Source organism: Pinisolibacter sp. DMC100 (assembly GCF_056313705.1).
The window spans coordinates 1,875,111-1,888,547 of sequence record NZ_JBQUZT010000001.1; the positions used below are offsets into that span (position 1 = coordinate 1,875,111).

General features: G+C 69.0%; 13 protein-coding genes. 10 read left to right on the forward strand and 3 right to left on the reverse strand.

Annotation, left to right across the window (positions count from 1 at the left end; translation table 11 throughout):
- A complete protein-coding gene (gene lptG / locus ACT541_RS08685) occupies positions 1–1,095 on the reverse strand; it encodes an LPS export ABC transporter permease LptG (protein WP_476135923.1) in 1,095 nt (364 codons plus the stop codon).
- Positions 1,092–2,303 carry an LptF/LptG family permease gene (locus tag ACT541_RS08690; protein WP_476135925.1) on the reverse strand — a complete coding sequence of 404 codons (1,212 nt, stop codon included), beginning with the start codon at positions 2,301–2,303 and terminating at the stop codon, positions 1,092–1,094. The genes lptG and ACT541_RS08690 overlap by 4 nt, the downstream gene beginning before the upstream one ends.
- 400 nt (positions 2,304–2,703) lie before the next feature.
- On the opposite strand from ACT541_RS08690, the gene ACT541_RS08695 reads away from it, so the two are divergent.
- The 8 genes from ACT541_RS08695 (at position 2,704) to ACT541_RS08730 (ending at position 9,975) form a co-directional block, all read left to right on the forward strand.
- Positions 2,704–4,203: a leucyl aminopeptidase gene (locus tag ACT541_RS08695; protein WP_476135927.1), complete on the forward strand. Its 1,500-nt coding sequence runs from the start codon at positions 2,704–2,706 to the stop codon at positions 4,201–4,203.
- 49 nt (positions 4,204–4,252) lie between these two features.
- Positions 4,253–4,702 carry a DNA polymerase III subunit chi gene (locus ACT541_RS08700; RefSeq protein ID WP_476135929.1) on the forward strand — a complete coding sequence of 150 codons (450 nt, stop codon included), beginning with the start codon at positions 4,253–4,255 and terminating at the stop codon, positions 4,700–4,702.
- 150 nt (positions 4,703–4,852) lie between these two features.
- Complete coding sequence (locus tag ACT541_RS08705; RefSeq protein WP_476135930.1) at positions 4,853–5,572, forward strand: cysteine hydrolase family protein; 720 nt, start codon at positions 4,853–4,855, stop codon at positions 5,570–5,572.
- Between the two features lie 203 nt (positions 5,573–5,775).
- A complete protein-coding gene (locus tag ACT541_RS08710; protein ID WP_476135932.1) occupies positions 5,776–6,354 on the forward strand; it encodes a TetR/AcrR family transcriptional regulator in 579 nt (192 codons plus the stop codon).
- Positions 6,355–6,536: 182 nt separating this feature from the next.
- Positions 6,537–7,619, forward strand: coding sequence for a glycosyltransferase (locus tag ACT541_RS08715; protein ID WP_476135934.1), 1,083 nt, complete (start codon positions 6,537–6,539; stop codon positions 7,617–7,619).
- 551 nt (positions 7,620–8,170) lie between these two features.
- Positions 8,171–8,551 carry a GlcG/HbpS family heme-binding protein gene (locus ACT541_RS08720; RefSeq protein ID WP_476136070.1) on the forward strand — a complete coding sequence of 127 codons (381 nt, stop codon included), beginning with the start codon at positions 8,171–8,173 and terminating at the stop codon, positions 8,549–8,551.
- Positions 8,552–9,112: 561 nt separating this feature from the next.
- Positions 9,113–9,595, forward strand: a complete 483-nt coding sequence (gene fldA / locus ACT541_RS08725) for a flavodoxin FldA (protein ID WP_476135936.1) — start codon at positions 9,113–9,115, stop codon at positions 9,593–9,595.
- Positions 9,574–9,975 (forward strand): DUF2023 family protein, encoded by a 402-nt coding sequence (locus tag ACT541_RS08730; protein WP_476135938.1) that lies wholly within the window; start codon positions 9,574–9,576, stop codon positions 9,973–9,975. Before fldA ends, ACT541_RS08730 begins: the two co-directional genes overlap by 22 nt.
- 35 nt (positions 9,976–10,010) lie before the next feature.
- Here the strand turns inward: ACT541_RS08730 and ACT541_RS08735 are convergent, their stop codons facing one another.
- Complete coding sequence (locus ACT541_RS08735; protein ID WP_476135940.1) at positions 10,011–11,918, reverse strand: ABC-F family ATP-binding cassette domain-containing protein; 1,908 nt, start codon at positions 11,916–11,918, stop codon at positions 10,011–10,013.
- Between the two features lie 325 nt (positions 11,919–12,243).
- On the opposite strand from ACT541_RS08735, the gene ACT541_RS08740 reads away from it, so the two are divergent.
- Both ACT541_RS08740 and galE read left to right on the forward strand, forming a co-directional pair.
- Entirely contained in the window at positions 12,244–12,378 is a 135-nt protein-coding gene (locus ACT541_RS08740) for a hypothetical protein (RefSeq protein WP_476135942.1), read from the forward strand.
- Between the two features lie 64 nt (positions 12,379–12,442).
- Positions 12,443–13,435 carry a UDP-glucose 4-epimerase GalE gene (gene galE / locus ACT541_RS08745; RefSeq protein ID WP_476135943.1) on the forward strand — a complete coding sequence of 331 codons (993 nt, stop codon included), beginning with the start codon at positions 12,443–12,445 and terminating at the stop codon, positions 13,433–13,435.
- Positions 13,436–13,437 lie beyond the last annotated feature (2 nt).

The following is a 13,437-nucleotide window of genomic DNA, read 5'->3' on the forward strand; positions in this document are numbered from 1 at the left end:
TCAGCCGTCCTCCTGGTGAAGCAGAATCGTGAAACCGATCGAAGATGCGACCACAGCCGGTGTCCAGGCAGCCAGGACAGGTGGGACGATTCCCACGCCTCCCATTCCCCGAGCCACCTCTCCGGCGACATAAAGCACGAAGCCGGACGCGACGCCACCGAGAATCATGCGTCCTATGTTGCCGAACCGGAACACTCGCAAGGAAACCGTCGCGGCGATCAGGACCATTGCGACCAATAGCAGCGGCCGGGCGAGAAGCAGTTGATATTGAAGCTCGAACTGGAACGCTGGAAGACCGGCGGCACGCGCCGTCTCGATGAAGGACGGCAGTGCCCAGAACGACACGGTGTCGGGTTCGACGAGGCTCTCGCCGATCTGTTCGGCCTTCAGCCGGGTGGCCACGAGCCAGGTGTCGTGATGCTCCGGAGCCTCGCCCGGACGCGAGACGACGACGTCGGAGAGACGCCAGCGGCCCTCGGGCTCGTGGTCGGCGACGGCGGCTTCGATTCGGCTCTGGAAATGCCCGCGCGCGTCGAAGACATGCATCGTCACACCCGACAGGTGCAGGCCCCGGCGGGTCGCCTGACGGGCATGGACGATCGATTCGCCGTCCTCGCCGCTCTGACGCAGCCAGACCTCGCGGGCGTTGTCTTCGGACCGCCGCTGGGCGTTGCCGGCGAGCTCGGCCTGCAACTCCTCCGACCGGCCCTTCAGATGCGCGGCGACCGGGTTGTAGGCGACGGTCGCGACGATGCCGAGCGCCACGGCCACGGCGAGCGGCGGTGCGAGGAACTGCCACACCGAGATGCCGGCGGCACGTGCCACCACCAACTCGAGCTTGCGCGACAGCGCGAGCAGGCCCGCCATCATGCCGAACAGCGTGGCGAAGGGCAGCACCTGCTCGGAGAAGGCCGGCACCCGGAACAGCGAGGCGGCGAGCGCCGTCCCCCAGCGGAAGTTCGGCCGGTCGATGTTGGCGCGGACCATGTCGAGGAAGTCGAACAGGAACACGATCAGGAAGGCGATGGCGAAGATCGACGCCACCGCCAGGAAGGTGCGCTTGGCGAAATAGCGTCCGAGCGTCGGTCCGATCACGGCGCGTCCTCCTCGCGGTTGGAGGAGAGGCCGAGCTTCTCGACGATCCGGCCGACGAGGCCCGACGCCCGTTCGCCGACGGCGTCGATCGCCCGGTCGACGAAGGCCGGCGCCTCGACGCGGCGATCGGTCGCCACCACGAAGACGCACCAGCCGATCGTTCCGAGCGTCAGCACCCACAGGATCGCCAGCGCCGCGTCGGAGGCGCCCGCAGCCGAGGTCGCGGCGAAATGCAGGCCGCGCAGCACGCCGACGGCGACGATCGCGCCGATGATCGGCAGACCGCGATTCTCGCGCGTGGTGCGCGCGTCGCCGAGCGCCAGGAAGGCGAAGAGCGCGAAGACGATCGGCAGGAACGGCTGGGTCAGCCGGTCGTGCAGCTCGGAGCGCAGCCGGCCGGCGTTGTTGCGGGCATAGTCGTCCGGCTTCGGCCCGCCCGCCGTCCACAACTCCGGCGTCGAGCGCTCGGAGGGACGGAAGACCGGCGCCGAGGTCGTCGGCGTCAGCGCCGACAGGTCGAAGGCATAGGACTGGAAGTCGATCAGCGACAGATTGCCGTCCGAGGTGGCGCGCCGCTGGATGACGCCGTCGCGCATGACGAGCAGCGTCTTGCCGAACATCTCGATGATCGACGCCTTGTCGGCGATGTAGGTGAAGGACACCGCCGGATCGCGCGCGTCTTCGACGAACAGCCCGCCGAGCGAGCCGTCGGGCGCGCGGGCGCGGATGTGGAAGGTCAGGTTCTTGTCGATCGAGATGAAACGGCCGGGCTGGACGATGTTGGCGACCAGGTCGACGTTGATCCGGGCGAGGTTCTCGCGCAGCACCCGGAGCGAGGTCGGCGAGCCCCACACCGAGAGGAACATCATCGTCGCCGCCACGATCCCCGCCAGTGCCAGGAGCGGCTTCAGCACGACGAATCGCGATGCGCCGGAGGCGTTGAGGACGACGAGCTCGCTGTCGGAATTGACCGAGTTCAGCGTCTGGAGACAGGCGATGAACAGCGCGAAGGGGGCGACGACGATCGTCAGGAAGGGCAGGGCGAGGGCGGTGATCTTGAGGAAGGTGAGAAGTGCGGCGCCCTTGGCGGTGACGAGGTTCATCTGCCTCAGCGCCTGCGTCGCCCAGACGACGCCGATCAGCGCCCCGAGCGACATCAGGAAGGCGCCGGCCGCACGACGGAAGATGTAGCGCTCGACGAGCTTCATTCTCTTCCGTTCGTCCTCCACCGTCCGCCGGCACGGATCGCGCGCCGCGGCCTCCACCGAGACGACATAGCCGCTTCGCGCGGCTTGTTCACCCCGGAACGTCGTCTGTCCCCAAGGATCGATCAAACGCCGAGAATGCCTAACGCATCGCTTGGAAACATGGTTAACGCGGCAAACCCGACTTTCCCGTGTCGTCGCGCGCGGCGCGATCGGCGGCGAGACGCTTGCCCCGGAGGCTCGCGCGCGCCACATTCCATCGAACTCGTCGCCCGCCTCGCGGCGCGACGCCGCCTCCCGACCGGTTTTCCGGCCGATCTCGTCTCTCCGGCCGATCTTCGGCCTCGGACTTCTCTCCGGCCGCTCGCGCCGGGCCCGTCGATTTCCCAGGAGTGTCGCCTCGATGTCTCGTCCCTCGATCTCGTTCGCCGAACCGAAGGCTCCCGCCTCCGGCGTCCTCGTCGCCCTCGTCGCCGAGGATCTGGTCCTGTCGCCGACGGCCGCGGCCCTCGACACCGCGATCGGCGGGGCGATCGGTCGCGCCGTCGCCAAGGCCGCCTTCAAGGGCAAGGGCTTCGCCACCCTCGACGTCGTCGCGCCCGTCGGTACCGAGCTCGACCGCGTGTTGCTCGTCGGCATCGGCAAGCCGGCCGAATGGGTCGAGAAGGACTGGCTGCGCCTCGGCGGCGTGATCGCCGGCAGGCTCGTCGAACTCAAGGCCGCCGCCGCGACGGTCCTGCTCGAGCGCGCCGACGCCGTCGCCGTCGAGGCGGCGCAGGCCGTCGACGTCGCCCTCGGCGCCCGCATGCGCGCCTATGCCTTCGACCGCTACAAGGCGAAGAAGAAGGACGACGAACCCGAGGTCGAGCTCGCCCTGACCGTGGCGCTCGCCGGCCACGCCGCCGCCAAGAAGGCCTGGAAGGCGCGCGGCGAGGCGATCGCCGACGGCGTCACCCTGACCCGCGATCTGATCTGCGAACCCGCCAACGTGCTCGGTACCGAGGAATTCGCCGACCGGGCGAAGAAGCTCGAGAAGCTCGGTGTCGAGATCGAGATCCTGACCGAGAAGGACATGAAGAAGGCCGGCTGGAACGCCCTCCTCGGCGTCGCGCAGGGTTCCAAGCGTCCGCCGCGCGTGGTGGTCATGCGCTGGAACGGCGGCGACAAGGATGCCGCCCCGATCGCCTTCGTTGGCAAGGGCGTGGTCTTCGATTCGGGCGGCATCTCGATCAAGCCGGCCGCCGGCATGGAGGACATGAAGGGCGACATGGGCGGTGCCGCCGTCGTCACCGGCCTGATGCACGCGCTCGCCGCCCGCAAGGCCAAGGCCAACGTGGTGGGCGCCATCGGCCTCGTCGAGAACATGCCCGACGCGGGGGCCCAGCGCCCCGGCGACATCGTCAAGTCGCTGTCGGGCCAGACCATCGAGGTCATCAACACCGACGCCGAGGGCCGTCTCGTGCTCTGCGACGTGCTCTGGCACGTCAAGGAGAAGGTGAAGCCGGCGGCGATCGTCGACCTGGCCACGCTGACCGGCGCCATCCTGATCGCGCTCGGCAAGATCAACGCCGGCCTCTTCTCCAACGACGACACGCTCGCCGGCAACATCACCGCCGCCGGCCTCGCCACCGGCGAGACCGTGTGGCGCATGCCGCTCGCCCCCGAGTACGACAAGCTGATCGACAGCACCTGGGCCGACATGAAGAACACCGGCGGCCGCGACGCCGGTTCGATCACCGCGGCGCAGTTCCTCAAGCGCTTCGTCGGCGACGTGCCGTGGGCCCACCTCGACATCGCCGGCACGGCGATGGGCTCGCCCGCGACCGACCTCAACAAGGCCTGGACCTCGGGTTGGGGCGTGCGCCTGCTCGACCGCCTCGTCGCCGACCACTGGGAGAAGTGAGGCGGGTTCGGGAGGCGGTCTCCGCCTCCCGGCCCCCTCGGAGCCCGCGATGACCGAAGTCCTCTTCTACCATCTCCAGACCCGCAGCCTCGAGGAGACCCTGCCGGGTCTGCTCGAGAAATGCCTGGAACGCGGCTGGAAGACGGTGGTGCAGGCGGGATCGGTCGAGCGCCGCGACGCGCTCGACGCCCATCTCTGGGCCTATTCCGACGACAGTTTCCTGCCCCACGGCATCCGCCCGGAGGAGCTGACCGAGACCGCCGTCCGGCTCACCGCCGAGGCCGATCCGGCCGAAGGCGCCGCCGTGCGCTTCCTCGTCGACCGCGCCGCCCCGCCGGGCGACTGGACGGTCTACCAGCGCCTCGTCTTCCTCTTCGACGGCAACGACCCCGAAGCCCTCGTCGATGCGCGCGAGAACTGGAAGACCGTCAAGGCGGCGGGCGTCGCCCCGACCTATTGGATACAGGACGACCGCGGCCGCTGGGCGAAGAAGGGCTGAGCCCTCCGCCTTGCCGCGACCGTCGGTCGCGCGCCCAAAGTCGGCGTCGCACCGGAACTTCGGTCACATCCCGACGAGGGGTGACGGGCCTAGACCTTCTCGCATGCCGGGCGACGGCCGCGTCCGGCGAGCCAAGCGAAAGGTCACGTCATGAAGAAGCTGCTCCAGTCCGTCGCGGTCGCCTTGCCCGTCGTCCTCGCCACCGCGGCGATGGCGGGCGACGCGCCCCTGCCGAAGTTCGACAGGGAACACACCGCCGTCCTCATCACCGATCCGCAGAACGAGTTCCTCTCGGAGAAGGGCAAGCTCCACAAGCTGCTCGCCGAGAACCTCGCCGAGCTCGGCACGGTCGACAACATCGAGAAGCTGATGGCCGGCACCAAGAAGATCGGCATGACGCTGGCGGTCGATCCGCTCGTCTACACCGAGCTCGACGGCACCTGGAAGAACGCCGGCGCGCTGCAGCGCCAGCTCCTCGACATGAAGGCGCTGCATCGCACCGCCCTCGCCGATCCCAAGGGCTTCGAGGGTTCGGGCGCCGACTTCTTCGACCGCTACAAGCCCTACATCCACGACGGCAAGACCGTGGTCGTGGCGCCGCACAAGATGTACGGCCCGGAGAGCAACGACCTCGTCTACCAGCTGCGCTCGCGCGGCATCGACACGGTGGTGCTCGGCGGCATGGTCGCCAACCTCTGCGTCGACAGCCACATGCGCGCGCTGATGGAGAACGGCTTCCGCGTCTGGGTGGTCAAGGACGCGGTCGGCGCGCCCGGTGCCGACGCCTACAAGGCGGCGCTGGTCGACTATTCGATGATCGCCAACGGCGTACTGACCACGGCCGAGGCGCTGAAGGCCATGGGGCTCTGAGACCGGGCGTCCGGGTTCATCCCCCGAGCAGGCCCGGACGCACCGCGCGCCCCGCGACGCACGATCGACGACCCTCCCGCCGCGTCGCGGGTCCCCCGAACGGGCGCCGTCCCTCCCGCGACGGCGCCCGTTTCGCCCCTTGCGGTGGTGAACGGCGCTCACCATGATGGCGGCCTCGAGAGGACCCGCCGATGCCCCGCCGCATGCCCCACGATCACGACGAGATGCGCGCCCGCGCCGTCGCCTCCGCCCGCGCCGCGGTGGCCGAAGGCGGCATCCCGGCGCTCACCGCCCGCCGCGTCGCCGGCGAGCTCGGCTGTTCGGTCGGCTCGCTCTACAATCTCTTCGTCGATCTCGACGACCTCGTGCTGCACGTCGCGGCCTCCGTCGTCGACGACATGCAGGCGGCGCTCTTCGGTCCGCCGCTCCCGGCCGAGCCGGCCGCGGCGCTGATCGAGATCGCCCTGCGCTACGTCGTCTTCGCCGAGCGCGAGGGCCGGATCTGGGCGCTGGTCTTCGAACACGAGCCCGGCCACGATCGCCCGACGCCCGCCTGGCACGTCGCGCGCATCGAACGCCTCGTCGCCTCGGTGGCGGCGGTCGCCGCGCCCCTCCTCGGCGGCAGCGATCCGGCGGCGGCGCGCGCCGACGTCGAGGTGCTGTGGGCCTCCGTCCACGGCATCGCGGCGCTCGCGCAGAAGAACAAGCTCGGCTTCGTCACCGCCACGCCGCCGGCCGATCTCGCCCGCCGTCTGGTCGCCGCCTTCCTCGCCGGTCGTTGATCGAGAGCATGAAACGGAAACCAACAATTCGAATCGATAGCGACGCGTCGAGCTTCGACGTTGTGGCGCGCCGACCCGCGGTTTAGATTCGATCTCGTACGGGCCGACTGAGCCACCGAGCCATCGGATCGCCGCCCGTCGCGCAACGCGGCATGCACGAGGCGCCCTCCCGGGCGGGGACGATGATCCGGCGTCGACTGGTCTTCTACACGACATCGCTGTCGGGCGGCGGCGCGGAACGGGTATGGGCCGTTCTCGCCTCCGAATTCGCGCGCCGTGGCCACGACGTGACGCTGGCGCTCGACTTCGACGCCTCGGAGAACCGCGGCTTCATCGCGCCGGAGGTCAAGGTGCGGGTGCTCGGCGTCCGCCACTTCCGCTCGGTGCTGGCGCTCGGTGCGCTGATCGCCGAGACAGATCCGGAACTGGTGATCTCGGCGATCGGCGGGTCCGACATCAAGGCGCTGCTCGCCTCGCTGCCCTTCGGCCGGCGTCGGGTGGTGACTTCGTTCCACGGCTATCTCGCCAACGAATCGCGGCTCTTCGGCTTCCTGCACTTCATGCTGGCGCGGCTGTGGACCTGGTGGTCGCTCGCCGCCGTCTGTGTCTCCGACGGCCTGCGCCGCAACGTGATCGAGCGCTGGCACGCCGTCGCCGCTCGCTGCGTCCGCATCTACAACCCGATCGCCGTCGAAGGCACCGACCCGGGGCTGACTGCCGAGGGGCTCGCCCGCCGCGACAAGATCGTCGTCGGCGTCGGCCGCCTCGTCGCGGTCAAGGGCTTCCCCTTCCTCGTCCGCGCCTTCGCTGCGATGCGCGATCGCGACGCCCGTCTCGTCATCCTCGGCGCCGGACCGGAGCGCGAGGCGATTCTGGCCGAAGCGGTCCGTCTCGGCGTCGCCGACCGGCTGGAACTGCCCGGCTACGTCGCCGCCCCCTGGGAATGGTACGGCCGGGCGCGCTGCTTCGCGCTGTCGTCGGAGGTCGAGGCCTTCGGCAACGTCGTGGTCGAGGCGCTGGCCCACGGTCTTCCCGTCGTCGCCACCGCCTGCGACGGCCCGACCGAGATTCTCGACGATCCCCGACTGGGCGTCATCGTGCCGCAGGGCGACGTCGAGGCCTTTGCCCGCGCGCTCGACGCAAGCCTCGCCGATCCGGGCGACCCCGCGCCGCGCATGGCACGCGCCGGCGAATTCTCCGTCGCCGCCGCCGTCGACCGCTACGAGGCGCTGTTCGAGCGCGTCATCGCCGGTCCGCTGCGCTGAAACCGCCGGCGATCGTCGTCGATTTCCAAAAATCCAGAATTTCGCAAATTGCGACATGCATAGACTGCATGGATTGCAGTCGATTTTTCTTCGCGTCGTGTCTCGGCAAGGCCGACCGAAAGTACAAATTCGCGACATCCGGCAAGATGACGCATTCTTTCGTCGCGGTCTCGGGCCTATACCGACGCTGTCGAGCGGCGAAGACGGCCGTATGCGACAAAAAAGAACGGAGGGCGGCGGCGAACAACGTCGTCTTTCGCAAAGAAGACGTGTCGATTCGATTTGGGCAATGGAAGAAGAGACCGACCTGGACGTCGTGGGAACGACGCGACGGTCGCGTGTCCGAACCTTTCGGCGATCGGTGGGCAGACGATCGCGGAAGACGAATCGTCGAGACGTCGGATCAGGGCATCGTCCCGACAAGGAAAGCCATCCCCATGATGAAGATCGGTCTCACCACTCTCGCCCTTCTCGCCGCGACGACCCTCGGCGCGCTCGCTGCCGACACTTCCAAGCTCGTCCTGCCCGGCGACATCACGCTCGAGCAGGCGATGAAGGCCATCGACGCCGCCAAGGCCAAGGCCAAGCAGCAGGACACGCTGATGAACATCGCGATCGTCGATGCCGGCGGCAACCTGAAGGCCTTCGCCCGCATGGAAGGCGCCTTCCTCGGTTCGGTCGACATCTCGATCAAGAAGGCCAAGACCGCTCGCCTCTTCAACATGCCGTCCAAGGACCTCGGCGCGCTGGCTCAGGTCGGCCAGCCGCTCTACGGCATCGAAGTGACCAACGACGGTCTGGTGGTCTTCGGCGGCGGCGAGCTGATCAAGGACAAGAACGGCATGATCATCGGCGCCATCGGCGTCTCGGGCTCGTCGGTCGAGAACGACATGGCCGTCGCCCAGGCGGGTGCCGCGGTCGCCGGTCAGTGATCCGACGCAGAGACGACCGGCCCCGAGCCGGTCGACCCTAACCATCGTCGGGCGCGGGGCGCGAGAGCCCCCGCGCCCGATGTCGTTTTCGACCTCTCGTCCATGCGAGCCGCCGGTGCGAGGGGGCTCGCATCGGCTCCTTTCGTAGAAGCGCCTGCTGTCCGATGACGCTCGCCTCCGGTCCTCTCCCCCTCGAGGGGGAGAGACAGAGAGGGGGGGGGGCAGCTTCGGTTCGCTCTCGGCTCCGCGCGCGGGGAGAGGCCCTTTACCCCCCTCCCTGTCCCTCCCCCTCATGGGGGGAGGGGACGATGGAGATCCGCCCGTCGAATCGAGATGTGAGCAGGGCGCGAGAGTCGCAGCGCAGATGTCGTGTCGAGCGCGCCATCCGCTCGGCGCAGGTTCCAAGCCCGAGTCGCTCCCGCGCTCCCGCCCGTCCACGGCGCCGTTCTGTATCATTTTTGCTCTTGCAACTCATTCGCAACATTGCGAAGCTCGATCTGCCCACGACAGGACGGCTGCCGCGACGTGGCCGCCGTCGCCCGAGCAGAGAGAGACGACGGAATGAGCGTGAACGTGATCTACGGCTCCGACGGCGGAGCGACCAAGGGCATCGCCTCCCGCATCGCCAAGCGCGCCCAGGGGCGATCGATCGACGTCAAGGACGCGACCAGGAGCGACTTCGAGAGCTGCTCGCTGCTGATCCTGGGCTCGCCGACCTACGGCAACGGCGACCTGCAGACCGACTGGGAGGCCCATCTCGGCAAGCTGCGGGCGGCCGAGCTCGCCGGCCGGCGCGTCGCGCTGTTCGGCACCGGTGATCAGGAGACCTACCCCGAGAGCTTCGTCGACGCGATGGGCATCCTCTACGACCTGGTGGTCGAGCGCGGCGCCACGGTCGTCGGTTTCACCGACACCGCCGGCTATTCCCACATCGCCTCGACCGCCGAGCGCGACGGCCGCTTCGTCGGTCTGGCGCTCGACCCCGACACCCAGTCTTCCAAGACCAATCCGAGGATCGAGGCATGGATTGCCGGTCTGCTCTGAAGGCGGCGACGCTGAAGATCTGTCACCATCATCTCTACGAACTGTCCAAGGGGCTCCGCCCCTTGGCGATGATGACGCTGACGCGGGACGAAGCCGCGCCGGTGATCGCCGAGCTGGTCGCCTCCGGCGTCGCCCATCACGTCCAGAACCTGTGCCGAGCCAAGGTCAACGTGGTCTTCGGCCGCCCGTCGGCGGTCGCCACCGCCACGACGCTGCTCGCCCGGCCGCTCTGCGACCTCACGCCCGAACAGGACTTCATGCTGGGGATCCTGCTCGGCTACGACCGCGAGCAGCAGTGCCTGCGTTATCTCGCCCGCGCCGAAGGCGGCCGCGTCGAACCGGTCGACACCGCGGACGCGGGACGTGGCCTCGTGCACTGAGGTCGGGCGGGGGAGGGCCCGCGGCCCTCTCGCCCTCACTCGTCGAGCGCCGCGCGCTCGGCCTCTTCGTGTTCGGCGGAGAGCTCGAGCCAGGTCTCTTCGGTCTCGGCCAGCGCCTTCTCGGCGTCCGACCGCGCCTTCATCAGCTTGGTGCCGCGCGCCGCGTCACGGGTGAAGAGGTCGGGGGCGGCGAGTTCGCGATCGAGCTTCTCGAGCTCCTTCTGGAGCTTCTCGATGCGTGCCTCGGCGTCCTTGATCTTCTTGCGGAGCGGCGCCAGCGACTCGCGCAGCGCCGCGGCGGCCCGGCGACGATCGAGGGCCGAGACGCGACCCTTGTCGTCGGCGTCGCCGCCCTTGTCGGTGTTCCTCGAGCCGTTCGAGCCCTCGAGCACCAGCTTGCGATAGTCCTCGATGTCACCCTCGAACTCCTTGACCGTGCCGTCGACCACCAGCATCAGCCGGTCGGCGGTCGCCTCGACCAGATGGCGGTCGTGGCTGATCAGGATGACGGCGCCTTCGTATTCGTTGATCGCCCGGATCAGCGCCTCGCGGCTGTCGATGTCGAGATGGTTGGTCGGCTCGTCGAGGATGAGGAGGTTGGGCCCGGCGAAGGTCGCGAGACCCAGCAGGAGGCGCGCCTTCTCGCCGCCCGAGAGGTCCTTGGCCGGCGTGTCCATGCGGCTGGTCGACAGCCCCATCCGCGCCACCCGCGACCGCGCCTTGGCTTCCGGCTCGTCGGGCACCAGGCGGGCGACGTGCTGGAACGGCGTCTCCTCGGGGCGCAACTCGTCCATCTGGTGCTGGGCGAAATAGGCGATCGACAGCTTGCCAGATCGCGCCGCCCGGCCGCCCTGCGGCTCGAGCTTGCCGGCGAGCAGCTTGGCGAAGGTCGACTTGCCGTTGCCGTTGGAGCCGAGCAGCGCGATGCGATCCTCGGGATCGATGCGCAGCGTGATCTTCCTCAGGATCGCCTTGCCCGGCTCGTAGCCGACCGCGACGTCGTCGAGCGCGACGATCGGCGGGGCGAGTTTCGTCACCGGCTGCGGGAAGGAGAGGGGAAGCGCGCTCTCGTCGGTGAGGGCGGCGATCGGCTGGAGCTTGGCGAGCGCCTTCATCCGGCTCTGGGCCTGCCGCGCCTTGGTCGCCTTGGCCTTGAAACGGTCGATGAAGGCCTGCATGTGGGCGCGCTGGGCGTCCACCTTCTCCTTCATCTTCTGCGTCAGGATCATCTTCTCGCGGCGCTGCCGCTCGAATCCGTCGTAGTCGCCGCGATAGGCGACGAGCTTGCCCTGATCGAGATGGACGATCATGTCGACGGCGGCGTTCAGCATGTCGCGGTCGTGCGAGATGACGACGACGGTGTGCGGATAGCGCCGGACGTATTCCTCGAGCCACAGCGTGCCCTCGAGGTCGAGATAGTTGGTCGGCTCGTCGAGGAGCAGCAGGTCGGGCTCGGAGAAGAGCACCGCCGCGAGCGCCACGCGCATGCGCCAGCCGCCCGAGAATTCCGAGCAGGGCCGAAGCTGCGCCGCATGGTCGAAGCCGAGACCGGAGAGGATGGTCGCCGCACGCGCCTCGGCCGAATGGGCGCCGATGTCGGCGAGGCGGGCGTGGATCTCGCCGATGCGGGCGGCGTCCGTCGCCGTCTCGGCCTCGGCGAGCAGGCTCGCGCGTTCCTTGTCGGCGGCGAGCACGAAGTCGATCAGCGAGGTCGCCGAACCCGGCGCCTCCTGCGCGACCTGGCCGATGCGGGCGCCCCTGGGCACCTGCACCGTGCCGCTCTCCGCCGACCAGTCGCCGGTCAGGATCTTGAAGAGCGAGGTCTTGCCGGTGCCGTTGCGGCCGACGAAGCCGGCCTTGGCGCCGGTCGGAATCACGACGGACGCCCCCTCGAGCAGGGTGCGGCCGGCGATGCGGAAGGTGAGGTCCTGGACGACGAGCATGGCCACTTCTCTAACCGAGACGACGCGAGGCGTCGACCGCGGCGTCGGCCGATCGGCTATGAGGCCGCACGCGACCCCTTCGTGGCGTGCCCGTGGCCTGACGGCAACAGCCTCGTCTCCGTCGTGGACAGGCCGGTGGAGGGCGATCATGCGAACCGATTCGCCCCGAATCTGCCCTCGTATCTTCACGTCTCGTTAAGAAACGACGGGCACAACGGACACATGAGGTCACCGACCTCGAAAACCCAATGATTTCCACGTCTCGGACGCACGCGCTCGCCGGCGCGCGGGCGCTCGCGGCGGCGTTTTCCCCGGAGGCCCGACCATGAAGCCGACTTTCGACAAGCGTATTCTGGTGATGGGCCTGCTGGTGCTCGCCGCGCTCGCGTGGCGGCCGGCCGAGCGCCTCGCCTACGACACGCTGCCGACCGGCTCGATCAACCGTCCGGCGCAGCCCTGACGCGCCGCCCTGGCGCCACGGTTTGAGCTAGGATGCCGCGAAACGCGATTCTGGCGAGGACATCATGGCGGTATTGGTCACCGGCGGCTGCGGCTACATCGGCAGCCATCTGGTCTGGGCTCTGAGCGACCGCGGCGAGGCGGTCGTCGTCCTCGACGATCTCTCCACCGGCTTCGACTGGGCGATCCCGCCCGAAGTGACGCTGGTGCGCGGCGACATCGGCGATCCCGCCCTGCTCGACCGGTTGATGGCCGACGGCGCGATCGAGGCGATCGTCCATTTCGCCGGCTCGATCATCGTGCCGGAGAGCGTCTCCGACCCGCTCAAGTACTATTTCAACAACACGGTGAAGTCGCGCGAGCTGATCGCCGCCGCCGTGCGCAACGGCGTGAAGCACTTCGTCTTCTCCTCGACCGCGGCGGTCTACGGCAATCCGTCGGTCATCCCGGCGCCGGAAGACGTCGCGCTCGCGCCGGTCTCGCCCTACGGCTCGTCGAAGCTGATGACCGAGATCATGCTGCGCGACACCTCGGCCGCCCATGACTTCCGCTACACCGCGCTGCGCTACTTCAACGTCGCCGGCGCCGATCCGAAGGGCCGCACCGGTCAGTCGACCAGGGGCGCGACCCACCTGATCAAGGTCGCCTGCGAGGCCCATCTGGGGCTGCGCACCGAGATCCAGGTCTTCGGCACCGACTGGGACACGCCGGACGGCACCGGCGTGCGCGACTACATCCACGTCGCCGACCTCGCCGCCGCCCATGTCGTCGCCCTTGATCGGCTGCGCGCCGGCGCCCCCTCGCTCGTCGCCAACTGCGGCTACGGCAAGGGCTTCTCGGTGCTCGAGGTGCTGAAGGCGGTCGAGCGGGTGACGGGGGCGAAGCTGCCGGTCACCTACGGTCCGCGCCGGGCGGGCGATGCCGCGGCGATCGTCGCCAGGGTCGACCGCATCCATGCCGAGCTGCCGTCGTGGCAGCCGGAATGGGACGACCTCGACACCATCGTCGACCACGCGCTCGCCTGGGAAAAGGCGCTGCAGGTCCGCAATCGGCGGTGAGG

Excerpts from the sequence above, each read along its gene's own strand:
- ACT541_RS08690 (WP_476135925.1), bottom strand. The coding sequence starts at position 2,303 with ATGAAGCTCGTCGAGCGCTACATCTTCCGTCGTGCGGCCGGCGCCTTC.
- ACT541_RS08695 (WP_476135927.1), top strand. The coding sequence starts at position 2,704 with ATGTCTCGTCCCTCGATCTCGTTCGCCGAACCGAAGGCTCCCGCCTCC.
- ACT541_RS08700 (WP_476135929.1), top strand. The coding sequence starts at position 4,253 with ATGACCGAAGTCCTCTTCTACCATCTCCAGACCCGCAGCCTCGAGGAG.
- ACT541_RS08705 (WP_476135930.1), top strand. The coding sequence starts at position 4,853 with ATGAAGAAGCTGCTCCAGTCCGTCGCGGTCGCCTTGCCCGTCGTCCTC.
- ACT541_RS08710 (WP_476135932.1), top strand. The coding sequence starts at position 5,776 with ATGCCCCACGATCACGACGAGATGCGCGCCCGCGCCGTCGCCTCCGCC.
- ACT541_RS08715 (WP_476135934.1), top strand. The coding sequence starts at position 6,537 with ATGATCCGGCGTCGACTGGTCTTCTACACGACATCGCTGTCGGGCGGC.
- ACT541_RS08720 (WP_476136070.1), top strand. The coding sequence starts at position 8,171 with ATGAAGGCCATCGACGCCGCCAAGGCCAAGGCCAAGCAGCAGGACACG.
- fldA (WP_476135936.1), top strand. The coding sequence starts at position 9,113 with ATGAGCGTGAACGTGATCTACGGCTCCGACGGCGGAGCGACCAAGGGC.
- ACT541_RS08730 (WP_476135938.1), top strand. The coding sequence starts at position 9,574 with ATGGATTGCCGGTCTGCTCTGAAGGCGGCGACGCTGAAGATCTGTCAC.
- ACT541_RS08735 (WP_476135940.1), bottom strand. The coding sequence starts at position 11,918 with ATGCTCGTCGTCCAGGACCTCACCTTCCGCATCGCCGGCCGCACCCTG.
- ACT541_RS08740 (WP_476135942.1), top strand. The coding sequence starts at position 12,244 with ATGAAGCCGACTTTCGACAAGCGTATTCTGGTGATGGGCCTGCTGGTG.
- galE (WP_476135943.1), top strand. The coding sequence starts at position 12,443 with ATGGCGGTATTGGTCACCGGCGGCTGCGGCTACATCGGCAGCCATCTG.